Consider the following 400-nt stretch of genomic DNA (forward strand, 5'->3'; position numbering starts at 1 on the left):
ATTCGCCTGACGAAGCTCGCGGTTCTCTCGCTCCAGAGCCTTCATCTTCTCCGCTACGTCACTCGGCAAACCTGCACGCTTGCCGCTGTCGACCTCGGCCTTCTTCACCCATTCATGAAGGGTATGCGCCGAGCAACCGATCTTGGCCGCTATCGATGATACCGCCGCCCAGCGGGAGGGATGTTCGGCTTCATGCTCCGTCACCATCCGAACGGCGCGGGCACGAACTTCAGGAGAGAATTTGTTCGTCGTCTTGCTTGTCATAGACCCTACTTCTCACGAGATGGGGTCTCCGGCAAAGCAGGGGAGGTTCAAAAACCAACTCGGCAACACAGAAAAGTCAGTTTTCTACTAAACTTATTTAATCCCACTTGACTGATACCATATTACCAGTAATCAG

At 53.5% G+C, this 400-nt stretch carries 1 protein-coding gene; it reads right to left on the reverse strand.

The genetic code is table 11. The annotated features are described in order from the left end of the window. A partial coding sequence (locus HBA93_RS19045) for a transposase (RefSeq protein ID WP_221724344.1) occupies window positions 1-264 on the reverse strand: 264 nt, incomplete at its 3' end. Window positions 265-400 lie beyond the last annotated feature (136 nt).

It is taken from the genome of Ochrobactrum sp. SFR4 (genome assembly GCF_019730395.1).
Taxonomy (GTDB): domain Bacteria; phylum Pseudomonadota; class Alphaproteobacteria; order Rhizobiales; family Rhizobiaceae; genus Pseudochrobactrum.